At 68.2% G+C, this 15,442-nt stretch carries 16 protein-coding genes; 3 read left to right on the top strand and 13 right to left on the bottom strand.

Going from position 1 to position 15,442, the window contains the following annotated elements; translation table 11 throughout:
* Window positions 1–22: 22 nt before the first annotated feature.
* On the bottom strand, window positions 23–1,033 hold the full coding sequence (gene fgd / locus G6N35_RS22750) for a glucose-6-phosphate dehydrogenase (coenzyme-F420) (protein ID WP_163806291.1): 1,011 nt from the start codon (window positions 1,031–1,033) through the stop codon (window positions 23–25).
* Window positions 1,034–1,090: 57 nt separating this feature from the next.
* On the bottom strand, window positions 1,091–2,050 hold the full coding sequence (locus G6N35_RS22745; protein WP_407664635.1) for an MBL fold metallo-hydrolase: 960 nt from the start codon (window positions 2,048–2,050) through the stop codon (window positions 1,091–1,093).
* A gap of 256 nt (window positions 2,051–2,306) precedes the next feature.
* Between G6N35_RS22745 and G6N35_RS22740 the strand changes: the two genes are divergently transcribed.
* Window positions 2,307–3,041 carry an MBL fold metallo-hydrolase gene (locus G6N35_RS22740; RefSeq protein WP_163806289.1) on the top strand — a complete coding sequence of 245 codons (735 nt, stop codon included), beginning with the start codon at window positions 2,307–2,309 and terminating at the stop codon, window positions 3,039–3,041.
* Here G6N35_RS22740 and G6N35_RS22735 read toward each other — a convergent pair.
* Genes G6N35_RS22735 through G6N35_RS22720 form a run of 4 tightly spaced genes read right to left on the bottom strand, consistent with a single transcriptional unit; the run spans window position 3,004 to window position 7,020 of the window.
* Window positions 3,004–4,326 carry an NtaA/DmoA family FMN-dependent monooxygenase gene (locus G6N35_RS22735; RefSeq protein WP_163806288.1) on the bottom strand — a complete coding sequence of 441 codons (1,323 nt, stop codon included), beginning with the start codon at window positions 4,324–4,326 and terminating at the stop codon, window positions 3,004–3,006. The genes G6N35_RS22740 and G6N35_RS22735 overlap by 38 nt on opposite strands.
* Complete coding sequence (locus tag G6N35_RS22730; RefSeq protein WP_163806287.1) at window positions 4,326–5,447, bottom strand: LLM class flavin-dependent oxidoreductase; 1,122 nt, start codon at window positions 5,445–5,447, stop codon at window positions 4,326–4,328. Before G6N35_RS22730 ends, G6N35_RS22735 begins: the two co-directional genes overlap by 1 nt.
* Window positions 5,444–6,514: an LLM class flavin-dependent oxidoreductase gene (locus G6N35_RS22725; RefSeq protein ID WP_163806286.1), complete on the bottom strand. Its 1,071-nt coding sequence runs from the start codon at window positions 6,512–6,514 to the stop codon at window positions 5,444–5,446. Before G6N35_RS22725 ends, G6N35_RS22730 begins: the two co-directional genes overlap by 4 nt.
* Entirely contained in the window at window positions 6,511–7,020 is a 510-nt protein-coding gene (locus G6N35_RS22720; RefSeq protein WP_163806285.1) for a GNAT family N-acetyltransferase, read from the bottom strand. The genes G6N35_RS22725 and G6N35_RS22720 overlap by 4 nt, the downstream gene beginning before the upstream one ends.
* A gap of 452 nt (window positions 7,021–7,472) precedes the next feature.
* Here G6N35_RS22720 and G6N35_RS27670 point away from each other — a divergent pair, with 452 nt between their 5' ends.
* Together G6N35_RS27670 and G6N35_RS22710 are read left to right on the top strand one after the other, a co-directional pair.
* Window positions 7,473–9,026 (top strand): PGRS repeat-containing protein, encoded by a 1,554-nt coding sequence (locus tag G6N35_RS27670; RefSeq protein WP_163806284.1) that lies wholly within the window; start codon window positions 7,473–7,475, stop codon window positions 9,024–9,026.
* Window positions 9,027–9,070: 44 nt separating this feature from the next.
* Entirely contained in the window at window positions 9,071–9,934 is an 864-nt protein-coding gene (locus G6N35_RS22710) for an SDR family oxidoreductase (RefSeq protein ID WP_163806283.1), read from the top strand.
* Here the strand turns inward: G6N35_RS22710 and G6N35_RS22705 are convergent.
* From G6N35_RS22705 to G6N35_RS22675, 7 genes are all read right to left on the bottom strand, one after another.
* Window positions 9,931–10,383: a hypothetical protein gene (locus G6N35_RS22705; RefSeq protein ID WP_163806282.1), complete on the bottom strand. Its 453-nt coding sequence runs from the start codon at window positions 10,381–10,383 to the stop codon at window positions 9,931–9,933. The two genes, G6N35_RS22710 and G6N35_RS22705, sit on opposite strands and share 4 nt — an antisense overlap.
* A 2-nt stretch (window positions 10,384–10,385) precedes the next feature.
* A complete protein-coding gene (locus tag G6N35_RS22700) occupies window positions 10,386–11,606 on the bottom strand; it encodes an O-succinylhomoserine sulfhydrylase (RefSeq protein WP_163806281.1) in 1,221 nt (406 codons plus the stop codon).
* Window positions 11,607–11,679: 73 nt separating this feature from the next.
* Window positions 11,680–12,093: a rhodanese-like domain-containing protein gene (locus tag G6N35_RS22695; RefSeq protein WP_163806280.1), complete on the bottom strand. Its 414-nt coding sequence runs from the start codon at window positions 12,091–12,093 to the stop codon at window positions 11,680–11,682.
* A gap of 44 nt (window positions 12,094–12,137) precedes the next feature.
* Window positions 12,138–12,575: an Rv0361 family membrane protein gene (locus G6N35_RS22690; protein WP_163806279.1), complete on the bottom strand. Its 438-nt coding sequence runs from the start codon at window positions 12,573–12,575 to the stop codon at window positions 12,138–12,140.
* The gene (purT, locus tag G6N35_RS22685; RefSeq protein WP_163806278.1) at window positions 12,572–13,753 is read right to left on the bottom strand and encodes a formate-dependent phosphoribosylglycinamide formyltransferase; all 1,182 of its coding nucleotides are present in this window, start codon (window positions 13,751–13,753) and stop codon (window positions 12,572–12,574) included. The genes G6N35_RS22690 and purT overlap by 4 nt, the downstream gene beginning before the upstream one ends.
* 21 nt (window positions 13,754–13,774) lie before the next feature.
* Window positions 13,775–14,893 carry an AAA family ATPase gene (locus G6N35_RS22680; RefSeq protein ID WP_163806277.1) on the bottom strand — a complete coding sequence of 373 codons (1,119 nt, stop codon included), beginning with the start codon at window positions 14,891–14,893 and terminating at the stop codon, window positions 13,775–13,777.
* An 8-nt stretch (window positions 14,894–14,901) separates the two neighbouring features.
* The gene (locus tag G6N35_RS22675) at window positions 14,902–15,384 is read right to left on the bottom strand and encodes a MarR family winged helix-turn-helix transcriptional regulator (RefSeq protein WP_163806276.1); all 483 of its coding nucleotides are present in this window, start codon (window positions 15,382–15,384) and stop codon (window positions 14,902–14,904) included.
* Window positions 15,385–15,442 lie beyond the last annotated feature (58 nt).

Below are 15,442 nucleotides of genomic sequence, written 5' to 3'. Positions count from 1 at the left end.
CAGTCGTGCTGCCGCCCGGGAGTTAACCGAGTTTTCGCAGACGCGGCGCCAGATCCTTCTCGAAGAGTTCCAGGAACCGGCGCTGGTCGTGGCCCGGGGCGTGGAACACCAGATGGTTCAGCCCGTACTTGACGTAGTCGCCCACCTTCTCGACGGCCTCGTCGGGGTCCGAGGACACGATCCAGCGTTTGGCGACCTGCTCGATGGGCAACGCGTCGGCGGCCTTCTCCATCTCGATCGGGTCGTCGATCGAGTGCTTCTGCTCCGCGGTCAGCGACAGCGGCGCCCAGAACCTCGTATTGTTCAGCGCCAGTTCAGGATCCGGATCGTAGGAGATCTTGATCTCGATCATCTTGTCGATCGTGTCAACGTCGCGGTCGGCGGCTTGCGCGCCTTCCTTGACGGCCGGGATCAGCTTCTCGGTGTAGAGCTCCTCGCCCTTGCCGGAGGTGCAGATGAACCCGTCACCGGCGCGGCCGGCGTACTTGGCGACCGCCGGGCCACCAGCGGCGACGTAGACCGGGACGCCGCCTTCGGGCACGTCGTAGATGGAGGCGCCCTTGAGGTGGTAGTAGTCGCCGTCGAAGTCGACGCGGTCACCGCGCCACAGCTCACGCATCAGGCGCACCGACTCACGCAACCGCGCGAAGCGCTCCTTGAACTCGGGCCATTCGCCGACGAAACCGGTCGCGATCTCGTTGAGCGCCTCGCCGGTGCCCACCCCGAGGAACACCCGATCCGGGTACAGGCACGCCATCGTCGCGAACGCCTGGGCGATCACCGCGGGGTTGTAGCGGAACGTCGGCGTCAGCACCGAGGTGCCCAGGATGAGCCGCTCGGTGCGCTCACCGACCGCGGTCATCCAGGCCAGCGAGAACGGCGCGTGGCCGCCCTCGTGCCGCCACGGCTGGAAATGGTCGCTGACCGTCGCACTGTCCATCCCGTGCGCCTCGGCGAGCACCGCCAGCTCCACCAGCTCACGCGGCGCGAACTGCTCCGCCGACGCCTTGTATCCCAGTTTCAGTTCAGCCACGCTTTCGTTTCTACTCCAATGGCGCGGTGACCGGACGTCGAGGGTCCCACGCAGGCCTTAGAGCGGGAAGACTTGACCGTCCTTGGCCACCGCGGTGTTGCCGCCGAAGTTCTTGCCGACCTCGTCGAGCCACTGGGAATCCGGGAGATCGACCGGGTAGTAGTGGCTCAGGATCAGCTGCTTGGGATTCACCGCAGCAGCCACCTGGCCGACCTGTTCGGCTGACGTGTGCGAGTTCTGCAGGTAGGTGGGAGGGAAGCTGTCGCCGTAGTAGGAGTCGTCGAGGGTGATCATCGCCTCGTGCACGAGGATGTCAGTGCCTTGGGCCAGCCGGATCAGATTGTCGGATTTGGTGGTGTCACCCGAGAAGGTGATCGACACGGCGGGGTTCTTCAGGTCGAACCGGAAGGCGAACGCCGGGTAGACGTCATAGTGCGACACCAGCGTGGCGGTGACGACCATGTTGTCGTCCTCCATCACCGGGAATGGAGCAGTCCTCGGCGAGCGGTCCCGATAGTTCGACCCGGGTGGGACACGAATTTCGTTGACGCTCACCAGGTTCTGGATATCGTCGATCCCCACATCACGGATGAAGATGTTGCTGGTGTAGGCAAAGGCCTTGTGCAGTGCGGCTGTCGTCGCCGCGAGGCCCGGCGTCGGATCAGCGGGGTTGACGATCGGCGGACGAGGGTCACCGAGTTCGCTGGGCGGCAATCCACCGGCCGGTCCCGGACCGTAGACACGCACGGCGGCCTTGCCGTGTGGGGCCTTGTATCCCCCGGAGAGGAAGAAGCTGTAGTAGTCCACGATGTGGTCGGTGTGCAGGTGCGTGATGAACATCGCCTGCAGGTTGTCGAAGCTCAACCCTGCATTGGTGAACGCATTCAGCGACCCGAGCCCGCAGTCGATCAGATAGACATCGCTGCCGAGCTTCAACGCCGTCGAGATTCCGAAGCTGTGGGCTGACGGAGGGGGCCCTGCCGCAACACCCAAGGTGATCAGAGCGTTGTCCGGCAACGCCGGGGACGGCCCGGCGGTCGACAGCGGAGCCGACCTGGCCGCAGCGGTGCCACCGCTCAGCATGGCGGATCCCAGAATCGCCGATCCGGCCACCAGGGCCGATCGGCGGCTGATCGCGTCGAGCCGACGCTGGCTGTCGTGGTCGCACCGCTCTGTCACGCCGTGAGCGTACGACCCAACGGCACGATCAACTGCGGAAACCATCGTGGTCTCGGACACACTGCGGTGGCCGGCTGCGGCATAGGATCACCAGATGGCTATTGCGCTGACGGCCGTCACAGAGACCGTGCACGTCGCGAGAACCGAGCTGGTGAACTGGACCATCGTCGCCGACGATGCGGGCGTCATGCTCATCGACGCGGGATATCCCGGTAGTCGTGACGACGTTCTGACGTCGTTGCGCCAGTTGGGTTTCGGGCCTGGCGACCTCAGCGCGATCCTGCTCACTCACGCCCATATCGACCACCTCGGCTCGGCGATCTGGTTCGCCGAGACGCTCGGCACCCCGGTGTACTGCCATGCCGACGAGGTGCGGCACTCCCGGCGCGAATACCTCGAGCAGGCCTCCCCGGTGGATCTGCTGGCGCATGCCTGGCAGCCGCGCTGGGTGAAGTGGTCGGTGCAGATCGTCGGCAAGGGCGCGCTGGTGCGGGCGGGGATCCCGACGGCGCAGGCCATCACCGAGGAGGTCGCCGGCACGCTGCCGGGTCGGCCGCTGCCGGTGCCGACGCCCGGCCACACCGGCGGACACTGCTCCTACCTCGTCGACGGGGTGCTGGTGTCCGGGGATGCGCTGGTGACCGGCCACCCGCTGGCCCGCAGCGCCGGTCCGCAGCTACTGCCGGGCGTGTTCAACCATGACGAGCAGGGCTGTCTTCGCAGCCTGGCCGCGCTGGCGGCGCTGGAGACCGACACGTTGATCCCTGGCCACGGCGAGGTGTGGCGGGGACCTATCCGGCGAGCCGCGGAGCAGGCGGCAACTCGCTGAGCCCGAGGTTCTCCCGCAAGGTCCGACCCGTGTACTCGGTGCGGAACACGCCGCGTTCCTGGAGCAGCGGTATCACGGTGTCGACGAACTCGTCGAGTCCGTGCGGGGTCAGATGTGGCACCAGGATGAACCCGTCACACGCATCGGACTGGACATACCGGTCGATCTCGGTGGCCACGTGTTCGGCGGTGCCGACGAACTGCTGACGGCTGGTGACGGCGATGACCAGTTCCCGGATCGAGAGGTTTTCGGCCTCGGCCCGCTCCCGCCATGCGGCCGCCAGCGCCCGGGGGTCACCGTGGCGCACCCGGCCCTGGGTGACCGTCGGGTCGTCGACGGGTTCGACGTCGGGAAGGGGACCGTCGGGGTCATAGCCCGACAGGTCGCGTTGCCAGACCTGCTCCAGCATGGCGATCGCCGTCTGCGGGCTGACCTGCTGGTGGCGGATGAACCGCGCCTTCTCCTCGGCATCGGTCGCGCTGTCGCCGAGCACGAACGTGGCACCGGGAAACACCTTGAGCTGCTCGGGGTCTCGACCAAACGCCGCGGCTCGGGCCTTGACGTCGGTGTAGTAGCGCTGCCCGGCCTCCAACGCACCGTGCAGGGTGAACAGCGCATCGGCATGCTTTGCACCGAAATCCCGGCCTTCATCGGAGTCACCGGCCTGCAACAGGATCGGATGTCCCTGCGGGCCGGCGGGCAGAGTGGCGGTGCCGGTGACGTCGAACTGCGGGCCGCGGTGGGTGACCACCTCGGGGAGATCGGCAGCCGATGCCCAGCTGTCCCAGAACTCACGGGCCAGCGTCACGAATTCCTCGGCGCGCCGGTACCGGTCGGCATGGTCCAGGAATCCGCCGCGGCGGAAGTTCTCGCCGGTGAAGGCATCCGAGGAGGTGACCATGTTCCACGCTGCCCTACCGTCGGACAGGTGATCCAGGGTGGTGAATTGCCGTGCCACCTCGAAGGGCTCGTTGAATGTGGTGTTGATGGTGCCCGCCAGACCGAGATGCTCGGTGACGGCGGCCAGCGCGGCCAGGACGGTGAAGGTGTCCGGCCGCCCGACGACGTCGAGGTCGTGGATGCGGCCGCGGTGTTCCCGCAACCGCAGCCCCTCGGCCAGGAAGAAGAAGTCCAGCCGCCCGCGTTCCGCGGTGCGGGCCAGGTGCACGAAGGACTCGAAGTCGACCTGGCTGCCCGAGGTCGGGTCGGACCACACCGTGGTGTTGTTGACCCCGGGAAAGTGGGCGGCGAGGTGAACCTGCTTGCGGTGCTGTCCTTCTCGCATCAGGCCACCAGTCCCCACCGCCGCGCCAGCAGCTCATGCGACCGCAAGCGGTCTTCGTGACGGAAAGTCGCCGTGGTGACCACCAGCTCGTCGGCGCCGGTGGCCCGTTGCAGCGCCGACAGCCGCTCGGCCACCTCGTCGGGGTCGCCGACGAACTGGGTGGCCAGCCGGTCTTCGACCACCGGGCGCTGCTCGTCGGTCAACGTGGGCGTGTCGTCGGGGTTGGGGTAGGGCACCGCACCACCCTGTGCGCGAATCGAATACACCCAGTACCCGAAGGCCTCGGCCAGGTGGCGGGCGGTTGCCGAGTCGTCGGCGACGACGACGTCGGCGGAGACCACGACGTAGGGCTGCCGCAGGAACGGAGATGGAGTGAAATCGGCCCGGTAGGCCTCGACGGCCTCCAATGCCGTTGCGGGAGTGCTGTGATAGCTCGCCACGAAGGGCAGACCCTGTGCACCGGCGACTGCGGCACTCTGTCCTCTACTGCTGCCGAAGATCCACGGCGTCAGTGCCGCCGCCTCACCGGGGACGGCCCGCACCGGGAATCCGTCCACGGCGTGCTTGCCGTCCAGGAGCGCCAGGATCTCGGCGACCTGGTCGGCGAAATCGGGCGGTACGGCCTCGGGCTGGGTCAGCACCGTCGACAGCGCCCGCAGCTTCGGGCTGGCCAGCAGGGCACTGACATCGAACTGCGGTGGAATCACCACACCGTCGACATCGCGCCACTCAGACTGGCGGACGGGAGGTTTCGACGCCGGGTCGGCGCGTTCGGCTTCTCGGCGCCGTTGTCCGGAACGGCCCAGCCCGAGGTCGATGCGTCCGGGATAGAAGGCGTCGAGAATGCCGAAGCTCTCCACGACCGATACGGCGGTGGTGTATCCGAGTTGGACGGCGGCCGCGCCGACTCGAATATGTTCGGTGGCCGCGGCGATCTGGCCGATCAGCACCGCCGGACGGGAACTGGCCACGGCGACGAAATGATGCTCGGCCACCCAGTAGCGGTGGTAGCCCCACTGCTCGGCGTGACGAGCGAGGTCGACGGAGTTACGCAGCGCCGCAGCGGGAGTCGAACCGGCGCTGATCGGCGAGAGGTCGAGGATGGACAGTGGGACGGTCATGGCACCCTCACCGAGGCGTAGCGGTTGACAGCATCCGGCAGCCCGAACCGCTGCCGCAGCGTCTCGCCGTCGCGGTAGCTGTTGCGGAACCGGCCGGCCCGCTGGAGTTCTGGGACCACCCGGTCGGCGATCGCCGGCAGGTCGGTGGCGTTGACGGCGGGCCGCAGCCGAAAGCCGTCGACCCCGGCGTCCTGCCAGGCCAGCAGCAGTTCCACCAGCTCGGACGGCGCGCCACCGAATACCAGCGCATCGGAGGTCAGACCGGCGTCGATCCCGAAGCCGACGACCAGATCGGCGATCACCCGGAGATGCTCACCCCCGGCCGCATCGATCTCGGCGAGGATCGTGGCCAGTGACGCCACATCGGACGGAGTGACGAACACAATATCGCTTGTGCCGGCAGCGAACTCGTATACCGGTGCGGTGTGCGCGAGTGCGGCGACGACGGGTTGGCCCTGCGGTGGGCGCGGCGTGATCGACGGTCCTTTGACCGAGAAATAGCGACCCGCGAAATCGATGTAGTGCAGCTTGTCCCGGTCGATGTAACGTCCGGTGGACACGTCGCGGATCACCGCGTTGTCTTCCCAGCTGTCCCACAACCTCCTGACCACCTCAACGACATCGGCCGCCTCATCGAACAATTCGCCGGGCGCCGGCGCGTCCCGCCTGCCGAACAGAGCGGCCGAACGGGCGGTGGGGCTGACGCGCACCTGCCAGCCGGCCCGGCCGTGCGACACATAGTCGAGGGTGGCGATCGCCTTGGAAACATGGAAGGGCTCGGTGTGCGTCACCGTGGCCACCGGGATCAGTCCGATGTGCCGGGTCGCCGGGGCGATGCGTGCCGCGATGAGCACGGCGTCGCCACGCACCGCGGGCTGGCCGGCGTCCAGGGTGTCCTCGATCGTCAGGAAGTCGAGAAGACCGCGCTCGGCGATATCGGCCAGCCGCACCCAATGCCGCCCACTGGTAGCGGGTTCGGCCGATGGGTCGATGGCCAGCGTGCGCTGGCGGGCCTCGGGATGCCAGCCGTATCCGTCCAGCGCGACACCCAGGTGCAGGGGCTTCACCGGTTGAGTCGTTTCTCGAATGCCACCGGGTAGATGTCGCCGGCGGCTGGGAGTGGTTCTGGCAGGCGGGTGTATCCGCTGGCCGTGTACAGTGCCTCGGCCTCAGGTTGACGATCGCCTGTTGTGAGGTAGATCCGACGATAGCCGCGGGTCGCGATCTCTGCCTCCAAGGCGTTCAGCAGGCGGCTGGCGTGCCCTTGTCGGCGGAATCGGGTGTCGGTCCAGATGCGCTTGAGTTCGGCGGTTTCCAGACCGTCGACCACGCCGAAGCGCCGGAATGCGCCGCCGGTCACCGGCTGCCCGTCGAGCACACCGATCAGTAAGCCACCGTGGGGTGGCTCGAACTCATGGCCGGGATAGCTGCGTAGGCCGTCGAGAACGGCCTGCGAGGTCCCGCCGTATCGGGTTGAGTACTCCACGGCCAGCTCACCGAGCAGCGGCGTGGCCAGTTCGTCGTCCTGCCGGACATGGACGAACCGGACATTGCTGCCAGCGGACACAGTCATCACCTACTTGTTTACCGGGCTTCGTGGCGCGGTATTCCGTTGGCGGGCAATCAACTCGCGGTGATCGAAAATCTGCCCAGGTCGCTTGGCGGAACGGTGGGATCACCGGGGGCCATGGGGCTTCGATCAGTGCCACGATCCGGGCCGCCGGGTAGTCGCTGCCGACCCGGCTCGAGTGAACCTGCTGTCAGCCGATGAGGTTCAGGCCATCCTGCTCACGCCACCTCGGCCCACGCGGTGAACACCCGTCTGACGGTTCACCCCGTTCGTCCGACTCCGCATTGCTAAGTTCTGTCCGGAGCGCGTCGAAACAGGGGGAACACACGATGGGCGTCATTTCGCAACAGTTGGGACACTGCTGCCTGAGTGGGCTACTGGGCGCCGCAGCTCTCGCCGGACTCAGCGTCACCGTGACGGCGATGGCCAATGAAACGTATTCTTCGCCAATTGTTTTGACCTCATTCGACTCCGCGATGGCACCGCAGGCGCCCGCCAGCGGTGACGTGTGGTGGCTGATCGACGGGGCCGCGCCCACGCCTTCGGCCAGTACCGCGGCCAGCACCCTGACCGATGTCGGGCCGATCGTCGGCCCAGGGGGATGGCTGATCGGCAACGGCCTCGACGCACCCGCGAACTGCAGCGGAAGCGCGTGCAACGGTGGCAACGGCGGCCTGCTGTGGGGCAACGGCGGCAACGGGGCCAACGGTGGCAACGGCGGTAATGCCGGTTTGATTGGTAACGGCGGAACCGGCGGCGCCGGGTTGGCCGGTCAGAACGGCGGCAACGGCGGGCGCGGCGGCCTTCTGCTTGGCAACGGCGGGGCGGGCGGCGCCGGTGGTGCGCAAGTGGTGGTACAGGGCTCGGCAGTCGGTGGGGCCGGCGGCAACGGCGGCAATGCGGTGCTGTTCGGGGCGGGCGGTACCGGCGGTGCCGGCGGCGACGCCACGAGCACACCGACCGATCTGACCCCGTTCACCGCCCAAGCCGGGCGGGCCGGCAACGGCGGCAACGGTGGACTCTTCATCGGGGCCGGCGGCGCCGGCGGCACCGGCGGCACCGCGAGCCTTCCCGGCTTCGGCGACGCAACCGCCGGAGATGGCGGCGAAGGCGGGTTCGGCGGACTCTTATTTGGCGCCGGCGGTGACGGCGGCGACGGCGGCGCGGCGATTCAAGTAAGCCTCTACGGCGCGCAGACCAACGTCGCCACGTCCGGTAACGGCGGCAGCGGCGGAGCCGGCGGGGCATTGTTTAGCAATGGCGGCAGCGGTGGCGCCGGTGGCGCCGTCAACACCTATGACACGGGCATCAGTGGGGACGGTGGCGATGGTGGACAGGGCGGTTCACTGGCTGGCAACGGGGGCAACGGCGGCGCGGGCGGCGACGTCCAGGCGGCATACAACCCGTCGACCGGCGGGAACGGCGGCAACGGGGGCGGCGCCGGAGTGCTCGGAAACGGCGGCACAGGAGGCTCAGGCGGCTCGGTGACGACGCTTGCCGGCGCGGTCGACAAGCCCGTGATCGCCGGTAACGGCGGAGCTGGTGGTCAGAGCGGAGCGTTGCTGGGCAACGGCGGGGACGGCGGCGACGGCGGCGCGGTGAACGCATCCATCGGAGTCACCGCGGCGGGCAACGGCGGCAACGGCGGTACCGCGATCTCGCTGTACGGCAACGGTGGTGCGGGCGGCAATGGCGGACCCGCGCAAATCGGCCTGGCCGGTTCGACTCGCGGCGGTAACGGTGGAAGTGGCGGGGCGACGCTGACCGCGGGCCGCGGTGGTGCCGGTGGTTCGGGCGGGGGCGCGACCGTGCAGAACTTGGTCCAGACGACCGCCACCGGGGGCAGCGGTGGCAACGGCGGCAGCGGCGGTCGCCTTGGGTCGGGCGGTTCCGGCGGCAGCGGCGGCAACGGTTACTCGTCTGGTGGCAACGGCGGCAACGGCGGCTCGCCGCGTGGCACTGGCGGGACCGGCGGTTCACCCGGCGGCAGCAACGGGCAGGACGGCTAACGCCTCGCCCACTGACAAAGTTGACACCTGTAAAATGCCTCACCATGGACAACATCCGAGGCAAGACCATCGCCATCACCGGCGCCGCCCGCGGCATCGGGTTCGCCACTGCCCGGGCGCTGCTGCAGCGCGGTGCCCGCGTCGTCATCGGCGATCGTGACGTGGCGCTCGAAGAGTCCGCGGTGGCCCAGCTCAGCAAGATCGGACCCGTTTCGGGTTATCCACTGGACGTCACCGATCCCGAGTCGTTCGCAACCTTCCTGGACAAGGCCCGCGCTGACGGCGCCGGACACATCGACGTGTTGATCAACAACGCCGGCGTGATGCCGGTCGGCCCATTCCTGGACCACTCCGAACAGGCGATCCGCACTGCGATCGAGGTCAATTTCTACGGTGTGCTCACCGGTTGCCGCCTGGCGCTTCCGGAGATGGTCAACCGCCGCCGCGGGCACATCGTCAACATCGCCTCGCTGGCCGGCATGCTGGCCGTGCCGGGCCAGGCCCTCTATGCGGGAACGAAGTTCGCGGTCGTGGGGTTGTCCACCGCGCTGTCCGACGAGTTCGCACCGCAGGGTGTCCAGGTCAGCTGTGTCATGCCGACGTTCACCAACACCGAGCTGATCGCCGGCACCAAGGCCACCGGCGCCAACAAGCCGGTGCAACCGGAAGACATCGCCGCGGCCGTGGTCAAGACTCTCGAGAAACCCACAACCATTGTCTCCGTTCCCTATCCGCTGCGGTTTATCGCGGCGGCGACTGCGTTCCTGCCGCCGAAGGCACGGCGCTGGATGAGCCGGAAGTCGGGAACCGACCGGGTGTTCCTCGACTTCGACACCACGGCCAGGGCAGCCTACGAGCAGCGCGCCCAAGCGGCGACCGGCGTCGTCGAACCGCCCAAGGGCGACTAGAGAGCAGGGACGGCCGCGCCGGGCCGGTACGCCTCGATCGACTCGATTCCGCGCATCAGCGCTTCGGGCGCCACGGTGTACAGCCGCCCCTGGTCACCGCCGGTGCCCACCAGCACCGCGGTGGCCCGGTCCGGGAAATCGTCCTCGGCGCCGGCGGAGGTGATCCAGATCCTGGTCACCGGTTCGAACCGCTCGTCTCCGAACTCGCTCGCCGACGGGGCAAAGAACCAGCTGAGCAAGCTCTCGCTGGAGAACTCCTCGTCGAAGGTCCAGCCACGGTCGACCAGCCAGGAGTCGAATGCCTCGACAGCCTCGTCGAGTTCGCCTGGCTCGTCGTCGAATTGGTCTCCGAGCAGGGATTCCAGCACCGGCTCGGGGATCCAGCGGGCGTCGCGGGCAACCTGCCGCTTTTTGCGGCGGGCCTTCTTGGCATCCGATTGCCGCGACACCGCTAGCTCAGGGCCCGATCCAGATCGGCGATCAGATCCTCGGTGCCCTCCAGGCCCACCGAAATACGGACCACGCCGTCGCCCAGACCGATGGCGGCGCGGCCTTCGGGACCCATCGCCCGATGGGTGGTGGTCGCCGGATGGGTGATCAGCGACTTGGCATCGCCCAGGTTGTTGGAGATGTCGATCACCTGGAGCTTGTCGAGCACCTCGAACGCCCGGTCCTTGCCACCGTCTAGTTCGAAGGTCACCACGGTGCCGCCGCCGCGCATCTGGCGCTTGGCCAGGTCGAACTGCGGGTGTGATTCCAGGAAGGGGTACCTCACCCAGTTCACGCCGGGCTGAGCCTCCAGGAACTCGGCGATGCGGTGGGCGGACCGGTTCGAGTAGTCCACCCGGACCGACATGGTCTCCAGGCCCTTGAGCAGCACCCAGGCATTGAACGCGCTGAGCGCGGGGCCGGTGTGGCGCATGAGCTTCTGCACCGGCCCGTCGATGTATTCCCTGTCGCCGAGGATGGCCCCACCGAGCACCCGGCCCTGCCCGTCGATGTGCTTGGTACCCGAGTACACCACCACGTCGACGCCCAGCGGAATGCCCTGCTGTAGCAGCGGAGTGGCAAAGACGTTGTCCAACACCACCTTTGCGCCTGCCGCATGGGCCAGATCCGACACCGCCGCGATGTCGACCAGCGACTGCATCGGGTTGGACGGGGTTTCGAAGAACACCGCCTGGGTCGGCTTGCTCAGGGCTTCTTCCCACTGCGAGAGGTCGTCGCCGTCGACGAAGACGGTTTCCACACCCCAGCGCGGCAGGATCTCGCTACAGACCACGAAGCACGAGCCGAACAGGCTGCGTGCGGCCACCAACCGGTCGCCGGCACCCAGCAGGGCGCCGAGTGCGGTGAACACTGCTGACATTCCCGAGGCGGTGGCGAACGCCGCGGGTGCGCCTTCGATCAGCCGCAGCCGCTCCTCGAACATCGAGATGGTCGGGTTGCCGTAGCGGGAGTAGACGTAGCGGTCGATCTCGCCGGTGAAGGCCTTCTCTGCCTCGGCCGCCGACTCGTAGACGTAGCCCGACGTCAGGTACACCGCCTCGGCCGTCTCCTCGAAGCCCGAGCGCAGCAGCCCGCCGCGCACACCGATGGTGGCCTGGCTGACACCGTCGGGCAGCGGGGCGGGAATCCGCACCGACGGGACCGGACCAGCGGGCTCGCTCATCTCTCGACTCCCGCTCGCTCCGGTCCTCGCTCGTCCCTCGCTGCGATCCTCACTCGCGCTCGTCTTCGGTAGCTCACGATTGCTTCCAGGGCAGACCCAGCGCCCGCCAGCCGTTGACGCCACGGTGCCCGAGCTCATCGAGTTGACCTTCGAAGCCGTCGAGCATGTTGTAGGACGGCGCGATACCGGCGGCGGTGGCGGCCTCGGCGGCGGGGATCGAGCGGTTGCCCGACCGGCAGAGGAAGACCACCGGCCGTTCACCGGGAGTGACGCCGGCATCGATCAGCTCGGCGACGAAGTCGTCATTGTGGGTCCCGTTGCTACGGTTCCACTCGACGAACACCACGTTGCGCCCGAGGCCGGTCAGGTCGGGTACGCCCACCCACCGCCATTCGGCGTCGGTGCGGCAGTCCACCAGCACCGCGTCCGGGTTCTCACTGAGTAACTTCCAGCTCTCCTGCGGGGTGATGTCACCTGCATAGCTCACGGCCGTGAGTCTCCCACATCGGGCTGCGATGAATCGAGTGGTGCCTAGACCGGACCAGGTGAGCAGACCGTCCAATCCCCACCCTCGCGCACGAACGTCATCGGCGTCTGCAACCGATTATCAGGGGTGTGCTCGAAGTGATAGACGACGGTTGCGGTGGCCCGGTCACCGTCGATCTTCACCGCGGTGACATCGTCGACGAACCGTGCGCCGCGCGCGGACTTCGACTGTTGTTGGCGGGCAATCACTTCGGCTTCGGTGCCCTGTTGCTGTGCACAGGTGTACTTGCGGAAGTCAGAGTAGTTCTCGCGCTGCAGGGCGTCGTTCTGGCCGACGGCGGCACGGCCCACCCGGTTGTCCTCGGTCAGGCCATCGCCGCGGAACAACCAGGAGACGCCGAATCCGATCAGGACGATCGCAGCCACCCCGAGGGCGATCAAGATCGGCATCGGACTCGATCCGGTGTTCTCGTTCTCGGTCATGTCTGCCAGAGCCTCCGCAGGGTGGTCGAAACCTGACGCACCCGGTCCCGGGCCGTCGTCACATCACCGGCGGTGGCCAGCGCCAGGGTCAGCCGCAGCTGCGACGACCCCTCGTGGCGCCCGAACAACCGGACATCGCTCTCGGGCACAGTCAGTGCCTCGGCGAGCACGGCGGCCGGTTCGGGCCGGCGTTGCGGGCTGCCGTCGGCCTCGTCGGCGTACGCCACCTCGGCCGCCCCCGGCGAGATCATGATGGTGTCGACCGGCAGCCCCAGCACCGCGCGGGCATGCAATTCGAACTGCGAGAGACGCTGCGTACGCAGCGTCACCAGGGCACTGTCCGACGGACGCACGCGGACATCGGAGAAGTACACCTCGTCACCACGAACCAGCAGTTCCACCGCGAACACGCCACGGCCGCCGAGCGCCCGCACGATGCGCGCGGCCACCGACTTGGCCGCCCCGAGTGCGGCCAGCGTCATGTGCTGGGGCTGCCAGGACTCCAGCACGCCGCCGTCGAGTTGCCGGTAGCCGATCGGTTCGCAGAAATGCAGCGCCGGGCCGGAAGGCCCCTCGGTGCGGATGGTCAGCAGGGTGACGGCGTAGTCGATCTCGACGACGGTCTCGGCCAGCACCCGGTTGTGCGGCACCCGCCCGCCCGCGTCCACGGCCCGCTGCCAGGCCGGTTCGACATCGTCGGGTCGCAGCAGCACCGACTGACCTTGACCCGGTACGCCGACCACCGGCTTGACCACGAGCGGAAAGCCGGCGTGCTCGGCGATCGCGGTGAGCTCGGCCACCGAGCCGGCGAACCAGAACGGTGCCGTCGGCAGGCCCAGCTCGTCGGCGGCCAGCGTGCGGATGCCTTCGCGGTCCAGACTCAGCCGGGTGGCGTGCACCGACGGCACCACTTGCGCTCCCCCGTTCTCCTCGATCGCGCGCAGCGCGTCGATGGCCACCGCATTGGTGTCGACGACGACGTAGTCGGGCTCGACGCGGGTGATCGCGGCGGCGAGTTCGTCGGGATCGGTCATCTTGACCACCAGGGCCTCGTCGGCGGCGTCGTGCGCCGGGGCCCCGGCATAGCGGTCGACAGCGGTCACCTGGGCACCGAGGCGCTGGAACGCCAGCACCAGCTCGCGGCTCAGTTCACCGGACCCCACCAGCATGACGCGCATGATGCCCAAGGATAGGTGTGCTCAGCCCCGGGTAGGCCAATGCCAGGACGGCTCGTCGAGCAAGCCCTGGCCGACGATCTGCGTCTGGCCCTCGGTCTTGGTGAGTTCGATGGTAGTCACGTCACGTTCACGGCCCAGCGCCGACGCCAGCGGGGCGGCGTGCGTGACCACGACGACCTGCGACCCCTCGGCCGCACGGGTGATCAGCCCGGCCAGCGCCGGCAGCAGATCGGGATGCAGACTGGCCTCGGGCTCGTTGAGCACTGTCAGTTCCGCCGGTCGTGGTGTCAGCAGCGCCGCCACCCACAGCAGGTAGCGCAGTGTGCCGTCGGACAGTTCCGCGGCGGTCAGCGCCCGCAGCATGCCCGGCTGGCGCAGCCGCAGCTCGAACCGGATGTCGGTGCAGTCGATCTCCACCGTGCTGCCGGGAAAGGCGCGGTCCACCGCCTCGGCCAGCGCTGCGGCATCGCCGATCTCGACGATGGTCTGCAGTGCGGCGGCCAGATCGGCACCGTCGTGACCGAGCACGGGGGTACGGGTGCCGATCTGCGGCCGCCGCGCCGGGGCATCGGTATCGGTGCGGACGTGATCGTAGAACCGCCAGGACCGCACCTGGTCACGCAGCACCAGCAGCTCGGGCGCGGCCTGGGGGTCGGCGAGCTCGCTGAGCATGCTGTCGAATGGGCGCAGCGTGGTGGGCGCGGTGCGCCAGCCGTCGTCGGCAGCACGGATCCGCACCGACGGTCCACCCCGCTCGGCCAGCACGGTCGACGGCCGCAGCACGGGGCCGCCCCAGACCGACTCGGATTTGATCTCCGGATCCAGATTGAAGGCCGTGCGCCCGGGCACCGGCATCCCGAAGTCGACGGCGTAGCCGAAGTCCGCACCGGCGAAACCCAGCTTGAGGCTGGCCGGCCGCCCTTTCTCGCCCACGCCAGCCCACATCGTCGAACTCAGACCGCCCTCCCGGGCCAGCGCGCTGACCGCTCCGTTGCGGGCCGAGTCGGCCAACAGCCGCAGCGCACGGTAGAGACTCGACTTCCCGCTGCCGTTGGGACCGGTGACCACATTGCAGCGGCTCAGCGGTACGACAAGCCGGCGCAGCGATCGGTAGTTCTCCACGGCAACGGTGTCGAGCACGGCGCCAGCTAACCAGGAGACGCCGACAGGTCGGCACGGAACCCGCCCATGGCGGCCAACACCGCGCGGAACACCCGGTGGGCCGCTTCCAGGTCGGACTCCGGCAGCTCCGCCAGGGCGCGGTGGGTGTGGGTGGCCAGCGGCGTGAAGAACGCCTTGCCCACCTCAATACCGTGGTCGGCGTAGCGCAGGATCACCTTGCGACGGTCGGCGGGATGCGGTTCGCGCCGCAGGTGGCCGGAATCGATCATCCGCTCGACGAGGTAGGTGATGGCGGCCCCGGACATCCCCATCCGGGCCTTCAGGTCCCCCGGGGTCAGCGGGGTGCCGGCATTCTCGGCGACCATGACGTGGGTGAGCGCGCGAAAGTCGTTGGCCGACAAGTCATGCACGCCGGCGAACGCCCGGCCGATCTGATCGGATTCGGCTGAGAGTGCCTGCACATCCGCGACCACCGCCGATTCCAGTGCCGCCCGGCGCGAGTCATCCATCCCACCATCTTATCTGTTAAGTAGATGAACTGTTAAGAAAATGAAGCTATGCTCGGGT

The organism is Mycolicibacterium anyangense (genome assembly GCF_010731855.1).
Lineage (GTDB): Bacteria > Actinomycetota > Actinomycetes > Mycobacteriales > Mycobacteriaceae > Mycobacterium > Mycobacterium anyangense.
This window is presented reverse-complemented; position numbering and strand designations above follow the sequence as displayed.

Coding starts and splice junctions, on each gene's coding strand:
- G6N35_RS22700 (WP_163806281.1), bottom strand. CDS start 11,606: ATGAGCGAGCCCGCTGGTCCGGTCCCGTCGGTGCGGATTCCCGCCCCG.
- G6N35_RS22730 (WP_163806287.1), bottom strand. CDS start 5,447: ATGACCGTCCCACTGTCCATCCTCGACCTCTCGCCGATCAGCGCCGGT.
- G6N35_RS22675 (WP_163806276.1), bottom strand. CDS start 15,384: ATGGATGACTCGCGCCGGGCGGCACTGGAATCGGCGGTGGTCGCGGAT.
- G6N35_RS22720 (WP_163806285.1), bottom strand. CDS start 7,020: ATGACTGTGTCCGCTGGCAGCAATGTCCGGTTCGTCCATGTCCGGCAG.
- G6N35_RS22740 (WP_163806289.1), top strand. CDS start 2,307: ATGGCTATTGCGCTGACGGCCGTCACAGAGACCGTGCACGTCGCGAGA.
- G6N35_RS22735 (WP_163806288.1), bottom strand. CDS start 4,326: ATGCGAGAAGGACAGCACCGCAAGCAGGTTCACCTCGCCGCCCACTTT.
- purT (WP_163806278.1), bottom strand. CDS start 13,753: ATGCGCGTCATGCTGGTGGGGTCCGGTGAACTGAGCCGCGAGCTGGTG.
- G6N35_RS22690 (WP_163806279.1), bottom strand. CDS start 12,575: ATGACCGAGAACGAGAACACCGGATCGAGTCCGATGCCGATCTTGATC.
- G6N35_RS22710 (WP_163806283.1), top strand. CDS start 9,071: ATGGACAACATCCGAGGCAAGACCATCGCCATCACCGGCGCCGCCCGC.